Raw genomic sequence first — 12343 nt, 5'->3', positions numbered from 1 at the left:
GGCATGCGGCCCTGCACCTTTGCGCCCTTAGAAGGTAAACTTCGCCCCCTGCGCAGGAGCAACCATGAATTATCGTCACGCCTTTCACGCCGGCAACCACGCCGATGTCTTCAAACACCTGACCTTGACCCGCCTCATCGCCCTGATGTCGCGCAAGGAGCAGCCGTTCGCCTACCTCGACACCCATGCCGGGATTGGTCTGTACGACCTGCAAGGTGATCAGGCCAATCGCACGGGTGAGTACCTGGAAGGTATCGCGCGTTTGTGGGGCGCCGACGATCTACCGCCGTTGACCGCCGACTACATGCGCGTGCTGCACGAGATGAACCCCGATGGCCAGTTGCGCTACTACCCGGGCTCGCCGGAGCTGGCGCGCCGCCTTACGCGCCCCCAGGACCGCGTGCTGCTCAATGAAAAACACCCGGAAGACGGCGTGTTGCTCAAGGACAACATGAAGGGCGATCGTCGGGTCAAGGTTCATTTGGGCGAAGGCTGGCATGTGCCGCGCGCCCTGTTACCGGTGCCGGAAAAACGTGCGTTGATGCTGATTGATCCGCCGTTTGAACAGCTCGACGAAATGCAGCGCTGCGCCGCCGCCCTCAAGGAAGCCGTCAGCCGTATGCGCCAGACCGTCGCGGCGATCTGGTACCCGGTGAAGGACCAGCGCATGCTGCGTCGCTTCTACCAGGACCTGGCCGGCACCGGTGCGCCGAAGTTGCTACGCGTGGAATTGCTGGTGCATCCGCTGGACACGCCCAACACCCTGACCGGCTCGGGCCTGGCGATTGCCAACCCGCCGTGGGGCCTGGAAGAGGAGTTGCGTGAGCTGCTGCCGTGGCTGTCCAAGAAGCTTGGCCAGACCCAGGGTGGGTGGCAGATGGATTGGCTCATAGCTGAGTAGTTGTAAGTTGCAAGCTTCAAGCTTCAAGCTGCAAGTGAGAGCAGAAAACACCACTTGCAGCTTGAAACTTGCAGCTCCGATCTTCAGATCGGGCAAGTCACGCCGGTACCGCCGATCCCACAGTAGCCCTGCGGGTTCTTCGCCAGGTACTGCTGGTGATACGCCTCGGCGAAGTACACCGTCGGCGCCTCTTCGATTTCGGTGGTGATGGTGCCCAGGCCGGCCTTGGTCAATTCTGCTTGATAGGCATCGGCACTGGCCTTTGCCGCCGCCAGTTGCTCAGGCGTGGTCGCATAGATCACCGAGCGGTACTGGGTGCCGATGTCGTTGCCCTGGCGCATGCCCTGGGTCGGGTTGTGCAGTTCCCAGAACATCTTCAGCAGGTCTTCGTAGTTCACCTTGGCTTGGTCATACACCACCAGCACCACTTCGCTGTGGCCGGTCAGGCCCGAGCAGACTTCTTCATACGTCGGGTTAGGCGTGAAACCACCGGCATAGCCGACCACGGTGCTGACCACGCCATCGCGCTGCCAGAACTTGCGCTCGGCGCCCCAGAAACAACCCAGGCCGAAGATCGCGAAGCCGACGTCGTCGACGAATGGGCCCAGCAGCGGGTTGCCGTTGACGAAGTGCGTCTGCGGCAGGTTCATCGGGGTTTCACGACCAGGCAACGCTTGTTCTTGAGTAGGCAGCACGTTTTTGTTCACCAGAATTTCCGAGCGCAAGACCATGAGCAGTCCTCTCGTCAGGTTGAGTTAGCGGTAAATTTCAGACAGCCAGTGTGCCCGAGTGTTACAGCGCTGTCAGGCGATTGGCCCGCGCGGATAGCGTCTAAGCTTCTCGAGCAGCTCTGCACCGGGGATCGGCCGGTCGAACAGGTAGCCCTGGCCAACGTCGCAACGGTGCCGACGCAGGAACGCCAGTTGCTCGGGGGTCTCGATGCCTTCGGCCACTACCTTGAGCTTGAGGTTGTGGGCCATGGCGATCACGGCCGAGGTGATTTCCATGTCGTCCTGGTTGTCCGGGATTTCGTGGATAAAGCTGCGGTCGATCTTGATGATGTCGATGGGAAATTTTTTCAGGTAGCTCAGCGACGAGTAACCGGTGCCGAAGTCGTCCATGGCCAGGGTCAGGCCGAAGCTCTTGAGCTGGTCCAGTTGCAGGCGTGTGTCTTCGGTCGCTTCCAGCAGCAGGCCTTCGGTCAGCTCCAGTTCCAGCAGGTTGGCCGGCAGCTGTTCTTCCTTGAGGATCGTGGCGATCGAGGCGACCAGGTCCGGGTCGGAAAACTGTTTGGGCGACAGGTTGATTGCTACCTGCAAATTGCCCATGCCAGCGGCGCTCAGTTGCCTGCTCATGCGGCAGGCCTGGCGCGCGATCCATTTGCCGATCGGGATGATCAAACCGGTCTCTTCGGCGACGCTGATGAACTGATCGGGGCGGATCATGCCCTTTTCCGGATGGTTCCAGCGCAGCAGCGCTTCCATGCCCAGCAAGCGGCCGCTGCGCAGGCACAGCTTGGGCTGGTAGAACACGTCCAGTTCGTTCTGGGTCAGGGCACGACGCAGGTTGTTCTCCACGAACAGCTTGTAGCTGGCCTCGGCGTTCAAGGCTTCGGTGAACACCTGTACCTGGTGTTTGCCGTTGGCCTTGGCCTTGTGCAGGGCCAAGCCGGCGTTGCGCATCAGGGTCTGCGGGTCACGGCCATGCAGCGGTGCACAGGCCAGGCCCACGGAGCCGGTGACGCTGATCAGTTGGTTGTCGACGAACATCGGTTTGTCGAGGGTCGCCAGCAGTTGGCTGGCCACCTGTTGGCCGCTTTCCAGGTCAGTGTCGTCCAGCAGCACCGCGAATTCGTTACTGGCAAAACGCGCCAGGCTGCCTCCGGCACTCAGGCTGTTGCGCAGGCGGCGGGCCAGGCTGATCAGCAGCTTGTCGCCGGTCTGGTGGCCGAGGCTGTCGTTGATGCGCTTGAAGTTGTCGATGTCCACCAGCAACAGGCTGATCGGGCTGTCGCTGTCGCGGGCAAAGCGCTCATCAAGGTTGCGGATAAATGCCGGACGGTTGCCCAGGTTGGTCAGGTTATCGGTGTAGGCCAGGCGTTCGATGCGCTGCTGGGCCAGCTTGTTCTGGGTGATGTCTTCGTAGATGCCGATGTAGTGGGTCAGCTCACGGTTGTCGCCATACACCTTGGAAATCGACAGCTGGCCCCAGTAGGGTTCGAGGTTTTTACGTCGGCTCTTGAACTCGCCCTGCCAGCTGTTGCTCTTGGCCAGGCTCGACGGTGCGTCGAACAGCAGTTCGCTGAGGTTTTCCAGGGCCGGCAGCTGGGCCAGGCGGTGGCCGTGGACTTCTTCGGCGCTGTATTGGGTAATCGCGGTAAAGCTTGGGTTGACGTACTCCACCACGCCGTCGCAGTTGACCAGCAAAAAGGCATTGGCACTTTGCTCCACGGCACGCTGGAACAGGTGCAGGGCGCTGGTGGCGGTACGGCGGTTGTGGTTGTTGATCACTTGCGCGAACTGGTCGGCCAGTTCGCCGGCAAAGGCAATCTCATCGGCCTGCCAGGCACGCGGGCTGCCTCCCTGTTCCAGGCACAATACGCCCACCACCTGTCCGTCGACGCGGATACTCGCATCGAGCATGGCGTGGACGTCCCTGGCGCGCAGGTTTTCGACCATTTCCCGGGTGCGCGGGTCGCGCATCGCGTTGGTTGCGTCGATTGCCCGGCTGGTGTGCAGGGCTTCCAGGTAATCCGGAAAGCAACTGGCGTCGATGGGCTCAGGCAGGTGGTGCTGCTGGTCATCGCGGTGGTAGGCCGAGATCGGTACCAGGCGCTGGCCTTCGAGGTTCCAGATGCTTGCGCAGTCGATCTGGTAGATGTCACAGGCGCTGCGGGTGATCAGCTCTGCGGCTTCCTGCAGCGAATTGTTGGCGGTGTAGCGCTGGCGGGCCAGCAACAGGATCAGCTCCTGCTGGGCGCGCACCCGCTCCAGGTGCTGCAGTTGTTCCTGCTGGGCGCGCTGGTTGAGCTCCAGGGCGATCTGCAGGCGGCTGTTCTGGCTTTCCAGGTCCTCCGTCGGGGCGGGCAGGGAGACTTCGTTGAACAGGCCGTCGACCACCATCAGGTAGCCGCGCAGCAGATGGCGATTGTGTTGTTTGTAGGCTTCGCCCATTTCCAGCAGGCTCAGGGGGCCATCGTTGGTGTGCAGGGTGTAGCGCACCAGATAGTGAGGGCTGTCGCTCAGTTGCTGTTGGATGGTGTCGTGCAGTTGATAGCGCGCCTGAGGCTCCATCAGGCTGGCGAAGGGGGTGCCGAGCAGCGCACACAGCTCGACCGCCGACAGGCCGAATTGGCGCTCGCAGTTAGGGTCGAGGTACAGAAGGGCCCAGCTTGCCTCATTAAGCCGCTCGAAACGCAGCATACCGAGGCGCGAAGGCACCGGTAACTGCGTCACTACCTCGGCCGCCATACGGGCGACATCGGGTTGGCTTTTCATGGGGGGAACTCACTTCAAATAACGCGCACGGCGCCGGGCTCACGCCCTCTTTACTGTTGCCTGCGGCAAGGTTGCATCATGCGGCGCGGGCTGACAAGAGAGGATGAAGGCTAAGTGCTATAAGGGGGTTATCGGCCAGGCGGAGGAATTCTTCAGTCAGGATGACAGAAGGTGTACAACCCTGTTTTGTCTGTAGAGAAAAGCAAAAAAAGCCCCGCCAAATTGACGGGGTTGAGGTACGAGCGTGGCGCTCGGAAATCGTTGCAACCAGGCCTCCCCGATGAAAGGGAGGCCGCTGTGGCTTACAGCAGGATGGTGCGGATGTCGTTCAGCAACTGGCTCAGGCGCTGGGTGAAGCGTGCAGCAGCCGCGCCGTTGATCACACGGTGATCGTAGGACAACGACAGTGGCAGCATCAGCTTCGGCTGGAACGCTTTACCGTCCCAGACTGGCTGGATGGTGGCCTTGGAAACACCCAGGATCGCCACTTCCGGCGCGTTGACGATTGGCGTGAAGCCCGTACCGCCAATGTGACCGAGGCTGGAGATGGTGAAGCACGCGCCTTGCATGTCGTCTGCGGTGAGCTTCTTGTCACGGGCCTTGGCAGCCAGTGCAGCCGCTTCGGCCGCGAGTTGCAGCAGGCTCTTCTGGTCGACGTTCTTGATGACCGGTACCAGCAGGCCATCCGGCGTGTCGACGGCAAAACCAATGTGCACGTACTTCTTGCGAATGATCGCCTTGCCGCTTGGCGCCAGCGAACTGTTGAAGTCCGGCAGCTCCTTGAGCAGGTGCGCACAGGCCTTGAGCAGCAGCGGCAGCACGGTCAGTTTCACGCCGGCCTTCTCGGCCACGGCTTTCTGCGCAACGCGGAAAGCTTCCAGGTCGGTGATGTCGGCCTGGTCGAACTGGGTCACGTGCGGAATGTTCAGCCAGCTGCGATGCAGGCTCGACGCGCCGATTTGCATCAGGCGGGTCATCGGCACTTCTTCGGTCTCGCCGAAGCGGCTGAAGTCCACCACCGGGATCGGTGGAATGCCCGCGCCGCCAGTAGCAGTGCCGGCAGCCGGAGCTTCCTTGGCTTTGTGCATCATGGCTTTGACGTAGACCTGCACGTCTTCCTTCAGCACGCGACCGTGTGGGCCAGTGGCCGACACAGCGTTCAGCTCGACGCCGAACTCACGGGCCAGTTGACGTACCGCCGGGCCAGCGTGAACCTTGGCACCGCTTGGCGCAGGTGCGGCAGCCGCAGGGGCCGGAGCGGCTTCGGCTTTTGCAGCAGGCGCAGGGGCGGCAGCGGCCGGAGCGGCTTCAGCCTTGGCCGCCGGAGCAGCAGCCGGTGCTGGAGCAGCAGCAGGTGCAGCGCCTTGTACTTTCAGCTTGAGGATGAAGTCGCCAGTGCCGACTTCGTCTTCCAGCTTGACCGCGATGCTTTCCACGATGCCGGCAGCCGGCGATGGGATTTCCATGGAGGCCTTGTCGGACTCCAGGGTGATCAGCGACTGGTCGGCTTCGACGGTGTCGCCGACCTTGACCAGCAGCTCGATGATCTTGGCCTTGCCCGACGAACCGATGTCCGGAACATGAATGTCCTGGACAGTCGCTGCGGCTGGAGCAGCAGCCGGGGCTGCAGGAGCCTCGGCAGCAGCGGCAGGTTTTTCCGCGGCAGGCGCCGGTGCAGCAGCGGCAGCAGGTGCCGCCGCTGGGGCCGCATCAGCGGCACCTTCGATTTCCAGTTCCAGCAGTTCGTCGCCTTCTTTCAGGCGGTCGCCCAGCTTCACTTTCAGGCTCTTGACCACGCCGGCCTTGGGAGCAGGGATTTCCATGCTCGCCTTGTCCGATTCCAGGGTCAGGATGCTCTGGTCGGCTTCGACGGTGTCGCCGACCTTCACAAACAGCTCGATTACTTCACCTTCACCGCTGCCGATGTCAGGTACGCGAATGAGTTCGCTCACAAAAAATCTCCTCAGCAGTCCAGTGGGTTGCGTTTTTCCGGGTTGATCCCGAACTTGACGATAGCGTCAGCTACCACCTTGGGTTCGATCTCACCGCGGTCAGCCAAGGCTTCCAGGGCTGCCAACACCACGAAGTGACGGTCGACTTCGAAGAAGTGACGCAGCTTCTTGCGGCTGTCACTGCGACCGAAACCGTCGGTGCCCAGGACTTTGAATTCCTTGGACGGGACCCACTGGCGAATTTGTTCAGCAAACAGTTTCATGTAGTCGGTGGAGGCAATGACTGGACCTTTACGGCCGGCCAGGCACTCTTCGACATAGCTCTGCGCAGGCTTCTGGCCCGGGTGCAGGCGGTTGTTGCGCTCTACGGCCAGGCCGTCGCGACGCAGTTCGTTGAAGCTGGTAACGCTCCATACGTCGGCGCCGACGTTGAACTCTTCACGCAGGATCTTCGCCGCTTCACGGACTTCACGCAGGATGGTGCCGGAGCCCATCAGCTGCACGTGGTGCGCCGCTTCCTTGGTGTCTTCCTCGAGCAGGTACATGCCCTTGATGATGCCTTCTTCCACGCCGGCCGGCATGGCTGGCTGCTGGTAGGACTCGTTCATCACGGTGATGTAGTAGAAAACGTCCTGCTGCTCTTCGGTCATCTTCTTCATGCCGTCCTGGATGATCACCGCCAGCTCATAGCCGTAGGTTGGATCAAAGGTGCGGCAGTTCGGGATGGTGGCAGCCAGGATGTGGCTGTGACCGTCTTCGTGTTGCAGGCCTTCGCCGTTCAGTGTGGTACGGCCGGCGGTACCGCCGATCAGGAAACCACGGGTACGGCTGTCGCCCGCTGCCCAAGCCAGGTCGCCGATACGCTGGAAACCGAACATCGAGTAGAAGATGTAGAACGGCAGCATCGGCTGGTTGTGGCTGGAGTACGAAGTACCGGCAGCGATGAAGGAGCTCATGGCGCCCGCTTCGTTGATGCCTTCTTCGAGGATCTGGCCCTTCTTGTCTTCCTTGTAGAACATCACCTGGTCTTTATCGACTGGCTCGTAGAGCTGGCCGACGGAGGAGTAGATGCCCAACTGGCGGAACATGCCTTCCATACCGAAGGTACGGGCTTCGTCCGGGATGATCGGCACGATACGCGAGCCGATTTCCTTGTCCTTGACCAGCTGCGCGAGGATCCGCACGAAGGCCATGGTGGTGGAGATTTCACGGTCGCCCGAGCCGTCCAGGATTGCCTTGAGGGTATCCAGCGGTGGTGTCGGGATGTTGAAGCTCTTGGCGCGGCGCTGTGGCACGAAACCGCCCAGTGCAGTACGACGCTCGCTCAGGTAGCGGGCTTCGGCGCTGTTCGCCTCCGGCTTGAAGAACGGCAGGTTCTCCAGCTCTTCGTCCTTGACCGGGATGTCGAAGCGGTCGCGGAACAGCTTCAGGCTTTCAACATCAACCTTCTTGGTGTTGTGCGCAGTGTTTTTCGCTTCGCCGGCACCGGTGCCATAACCCTTGATGGTCTTGGCCAGGATGACGGTCGGTTGTTCTTTGTGGTTGACCGCTTCGTGGTACGCCGCATAGACCTTGTACGGGTCGTGGCCGCCACGGTTGAGTTTCCAGATCTCGTCGTCGGACAGGTCGGCAACCATCGCCTTGAGTTCAGGCGTGTTGAAGAAATGTTCACGCACGAACGCGCCGTCTTTGGCCTTGTAGTTCTGGTACTCGCCGTCGATGACTTCGTCCATGCGACGTTGCAGGATACCGTCGACGTCCTTGGCCAGCAGTGGGTCCCAGAAACGGCCCCAGATGACCTTGGTCACGTTCCACTGGGCACCGCGGAACACGCCTTCGAGTTCCTGGATGATCTTGCCGTTGCCGCGAACCGGGCCGTCGAGGCGCTGCAGGTTGCAGTTGATGACGAAGATCAGGTTGTCCAGCTTCTCGCGGCCGGCCAGGGAGATGGCACCCAGGGATTCCGGCTCGTCGCACTCGCCGTCGCCCAGGAAGCACCAGACTTTCTGCTTGCCTTCCGGGATGAAGCCACGGGCTTCCAGGTACTTCATGAAGCGTGCCTGGTAGATCGCCTGGATCGGGCCCAGGCCCATGGATACCGTCGGGAACTGCCAGAAATCAGGCATCAGCCAAGGGTGCGGGTAGGACGACAGGCCTTGGCCGTCGACTTCCTGGCGGAAGTTGTTCATTTGCTCTTCGCTGATGCGACCTTCCATGAACGCACGGGCGTAGACGCCTGGCGAGGTGTGGCCCTGGAAGTAGATCAGGTCGCCGCCGTGTTCTTCGGTCGGGGCCTGGAAGAAGTAGTTGAAGCCGATGTCATACAGGGTTGCGCTGGAAGCGAAGCTGGAGATGTGACCGCCCAGGTCAGAATCTTTCAAGTTCGTGCGCATTACCATCGCCATGGCGTTCCAACGTACCAGCGAGCGAATGCGGCGTTCCATGAACAGGTCGCCAGGCATGCGTGCTTCGTGGGTAACGGGGATGGTGTTGCGGTATGGCGTGGTGATGGCGTAGGGCAGTTGCGAGCCGCTGCGGGTCGCGAGTTCGCCCATACGGGTCATCAGGTAGTGAGCACGGTCTTCGCCTTCTTTGTCGAGAACCGATTCCAGGGCGTCCAGCCATTCCTGGGTTTCGACGGGATCGAGGTCTTGCATGGCTTGCTCCAGGGCGGAAAGGCTACCAGAATCGGTTGCCTGAAGTTTGCGACTGGCCTTGTGGGCAGACGACATAAATTCTTGGATGGCCGAAGGTTGCTTCGGCGTCCTGTAGTTTTACTACAAATCGTCGGCCATTTCAGCCTTTCGAATGTATATACGAGTAGTAAAACTACACAAGACCGAGCGGATTGCTCGGTCTGGCTGGTGAGCATAATCGTTATTGTTGATCTTTTGCGAACAAGAAAAGGTAGAAGTTTAATGTTGCCTGCCAAAAATTACATATTTTCAGCTATTTATCACCTTTGTTCGACAGTCCTTCATCGAGCGCGGTGCTTGCCTTCACAGCAGCAGGCCATTTACACGCCGACCAAGGATAGACCATGAGCCTTCCAACGCTGGCCGAACTGCCGGCCATTCTGTTGCCAAAGGCCCAGCGGGCCGAGCAGTCATTTCGTGACGCCGTGGCCGCGCTGGACGACGATCATGGCCTTTCTTCGTGGACGCCGCAACGGTGGGCCGACTTCGCCCGGGTGTGCGCCGCCAGTGATTTCGTCATTGAACAGAGTGTTCGTGACCCTTTGATGTTGCTCGAGCTGGCGGCCTGGGGCGAGCTGGACCGCGGCTTTGCGCCGGGCGAGCTGTGCGGGCAGATTGCCGGTGCCGTGCAACAGGCCGAAACAGAAGATGAGCTGGGCCGCGTACTGCGTCGTCAGCGTACGCGCCAGCAAGTGCGCATCATCTGGCGCGACCTGACCCGTCAGGCCGACCTGGTGCAAACCTGTCGTGACCTCTCCGACATGGCCGACGCCAGCATCGACCAGGCCTACCAATGGCTGTACCAGCGCCACTGCGTGCAGTTCGGCACACCGACCGGGCGGCGCAGCGGCGAGCCGCAGCATATGGTCATCCTCGGCATGGGCAAGCTCGGTGCGGTGGAGCTGAACCTGTCGTCGGATATAGACCTGATCTTCGCCTACCCCGAGGGCGGCGAAACCGTGGGCGTGAAGCGCTCCCTGGATAACCAGGAGTTCTTTATTCGTCTTGGTCAAAAATTGATCAAGGCCCTCGACCCGATGACCGTCGACGGCTTTGTGTTCCGTGTCGACATGCGCCTGCGTCCCTACGGTTCGGCCGGCGCCCTGGTGCTCAGCTTCAACGCGCTGGAGCAGTACTACCAGGACCAGGGTCGCGACTGGGAACGCTATGCCATGATCAAGGCGCGCGTGGTCGCCGGTGACCAAATGGCCGGTGCGCAGCTGCTCGATATGCTGCGGCCGTTCGTGTACCGCCGTTACCTGGACTTTTCCGCCATCGAGGCGCTGCGCACCATGAAGCAGCTGATCCAGCAGGAAGTCCGGCGCAAAGGCATGGCCGACAATATCAAGCTGGGCTCGGGCGGCATCCGCGAAGTGGAATTTATCGCCCAGGCGTTCCAGCTGATCCATGGCGGCCGCGACCTCAGCCTGCAGCAGCGGCCGCTGCTCAAGGTGCTCGGCACCCTGGAAGGCCAGGGCTACCTGCCGCCGGCGGTGATCGCCGAGTTGCGTAATGGCTATGAATTCCTGCGTTACACCGAACATGCGATCCAGGCGATTGCCGACCGCCAGACCCAAATGCTTCCGGACAGCCCTGAAGACCAAGCGCGCATTGCCTTTATGCTCGGGTTTGCCGACTGGGCGGCCTTTCATGAGCGCCTGATGCATTGGCGTGGCCGTGTGGACTGGCACTTCCGCCAGGTGATTGCGGATCCTGATGAAGAAGAAGGGGCGGAAAGCGAGTTGGTCGTGGGCGGAGAATGGCTGCCGCTGTGGGAAGAGTCCCAGGATGAAGAGGCCGCCTGCCGTCAATTGGCTGAAGGCGGCTTCACCGACGCCACCAAGGCCCTTAAAGCCTTGGCCAGCCTGCGCAACAGCCCGCAACTGCGGGCCATGCAGCGCCTGGGGCGTGAACGCCTGGATGCCTTTATCCCGCGCTTGCTGGCCCAGGCCGTCGAGCACGCCAACCCGGACCTGGTGCTGGAGCGTGTACTGCCGCTGGTGGAGGCCGTCGCCCGGCGTTCCGCCTATCTGGTGCTGCTGACGGAAAATCCCGACGCCCTGCGCCGCCTGCTGACCCTGTGCGCCGCCAGCCCGTGGATCGCCGAGCAGATCACGCGCTTCCCGCTGCTGCTGGATGAGTTGCTCAACGAAGGCCGCCTGTTCAAGCCACCGCTGGCGCCGGAACTTGCCGCCGAGTTGCGCGAGCGCCTTACGCGCATCCCCGAGGATGATCTTGAACAGCAGATGGAAGCCCTGCGGCACTTCAAGCTGGCCCACCGCCTGCGCGTGGCCGCTTCGGAAATCGCCGGCAGCCTGCCGTTGATGAAAGTCAGCGACTACCTGACCTGGCTCGCCGAAGCCATCCTCGAACAAGTGCTGGCCCTGGCCTGGCGCCAGACGGTGGCCCGCCACGGCTCGCCGCAGCGTTTGGACGGCACCTTGTGCGATCCTGGGTTCATCATTGTCGGTTATGGGAAAGTCGGCGGCATCGAACTGGGGCATGGTTCGGACCTGGACCTGGTGTTTATCCACGATGGCGACCCGCAGGCCGAGACCGACGGCGCCAAGCCGATCGACGGCGCGCAGTTCTTCACGCGCCTGGGCCAGCGGATCATCCATCTGCTGACCACCCAGACCAACTCCGGCCAGTTGTATGAAGTGGACATGCGCCTGCGCCCATCCGGCGCATCCGGGTTGCTGGTCAGTTCCCTCGGGGCGTTTGACCGCTATCAACAAAATGAAGCATGGACCTGGGAACATCAGGCCCTGATCCGCGCGCGGGTGCTGGTAGGCAGCCAGGATGTGGGCCAGGCATTCGAGCGGGTACGGGCTAAGGTGCTGGGGCGTGAGCGCGACTTGGCGAAGTTGCGCCAGGAGGTCAGCGAGATGCGCGCCAAGATGCGTGACAACCTGGGTACCAAGGCCACGGCGGCCGGCACCGGCGCCAATGCCTTCGACGCCACGGTGCTGTTCGACCTCAAGCAGGACGCCGGAGGTATCGTCGATATTGAATTTATGGTGCAATACGCGGCTTTGGCGTGGTCTGCGCAACATCCATCGTTGCTGCGCTATACCGACAATATCCGCATTCTGGAAGGCCTGGAGCAGGTGGGTTTGATGCCCGCCGCCGATGCCCATCTGCTGCGCGAGGTGTATAAGGCCTACCGTTCCGCCGCGCATCGCCAGGCCTTGCAGAACGAGGCCGGTACGGTACCCGGTGATCAGTTCGCTGACGAACGGCGCCAGGTGATGCGAATCTGGCAGGCGCTGGGGTTGGGTTGAAACACTATTAGGG

At 61.5% G+C, this 12343-nt stretch carries 6 protein-coding genes; 2 read left to right on the top strand and 4 right to left on the bottom strand.

Features of this window, described 5'->3' with window-relative positions; genetic code table 11:
* Positions 1 to 64 precede the first annotated feature (64 nt).
* Positions 65 to 901: a 23S rRNA (adenine(2030)-N(6))-methyltransferase RlmJ gene (locus V3W40_RS18600; protein WP_115486438.1), complete on the top strand. Its 837-nt coding sequence runs from the start codon at positions 65 to 67 to the stop codon at positions 899 to 901.
* Between the two features lie 83 nt (positions 902 to 984).
* On the opposite strand, the gene msrA is transcribed toward V3W40_RS18600, so the two are convergent.
* The 4 genes from msrA to aceE all read right to left on the bottom strand — a co-directional run bounded on the left by msrA (position 985) and on the right by aceE (position 9007).
* Complete coding sequence (gene msrA / locus V3W40_RS18595; RefSeq protein ID WP_065925675.1) at positions 985 to 1632, bottom strand: peptide-methionine (S)-S-oxide reductase MsrA; 648 nt, start codon at positions 1630 to 1632, stop codon at positions 985 to 987.
* 72 nt (positions 1633 to 1704) lie between these two features.
* Complete coding sequence (locus V3W40_RS18590) at positions 1705 to 4398, bottom strand: putative bifunctional diguanylate cyclase/phosphodiesterase (RefSeq protein ID WP_065925674.1); 2694 nt, start codon at positions 4396 to 4398, stop codon at positions 1705 to 1707.
* Positions 4399 to 4700: 302 nt separating this feature from the next.
* Entirely contained in the window at positions 4701 to 6350 is a 1650-nt protein-coding gene (gene aceF, locus V3W40_RS18585) for a dihydrolipoyllysine-residue acetyltransferase (protein WP_330215467.1), read from the bottom strand.
* Between the two features lie 11 nt (positions 6351 to 6361).
* A complete protein-coding gene (gene aceE / locus V3W40_RS18580; protein WP_065940828.1) occupies positions 6362 to 9007 on the bottom strand; it encodes a pyruvate dehydrogenase (acetyl-transferring), homodimeric type in 2646 nt (881 codons plus the stop codon).
* A 383-nt stretch (positions 9008 to 9390) separates the two neighbouring features.
* On the opposite strand from aceE, the gene glnE reads away from it, so the two are divergent.
* Positions 9391 to 12330, top strand: coding sequence for a bifunctional [glutamate--ammonia ligase]-adenylyl-L-tyrosine phosphorylase/[glutamate--ammonia-ligase] adenylyltransferase (gene glnE, locus V3W40_RS18575; RefSeq protein WP_065925671.1), 2940 nt, complete (start codon positions 9391 to 9393; stop codon positions 12328 to 12330).
* Positions 12331 to 12343: the final 13 nt, after the last annotated feature.

Source organism: Pseudomonas sp. AM8 (genome assembly GCF_036346475.1).
GTDB lineage: Bacteria > Pseudomonadota > Gammaproteobacteria > Pseudomonadales > Pseudomonadaceae > Aquipseudomonas > Aquipseudomonas marginalis.
The sequence above is the reverse complement of the archived record's forward strand: the minus strand, read 5'-3'. Positions and strand labels throughout refer to the sequence as shown.

Coding starts and splice junctions, on each gene's coding strand:
- V3W40_RS18600 (WP_115486438.1), top strand. CDS start 65: ATGAATTATCGTCACGCCTTTCACGCCGGCAACCACGCCGATGTCTTC.
- glnE (WP_065925671.1), top strand. CDS start 9,391: ATGAGCCTTCCAACGCTGGCCGAACTGCCGGCCATTCTGTTGCCAAAG.
- V3W40_RS18590 (WP_065925674.1), bottom strand. CDS start 4,398: ATGAAAAGCCAACCCGATGTCGCCCGTATGGCGGCCGAGGTAGTGACG.
- aceE (WP_065940828.1), bottom strand. CDS start 9,007: ATGCAAGACCTCGATCCCGTCGAAACCCAGGAATGGCTGGACGCCCTG.
- msrA (WP_065925675.1), bottom strand. CDS start 1,632: ATGGTCTTGCGCTCGGAAATTCTGGTGAACAAAAACGTGCTGCCTACT.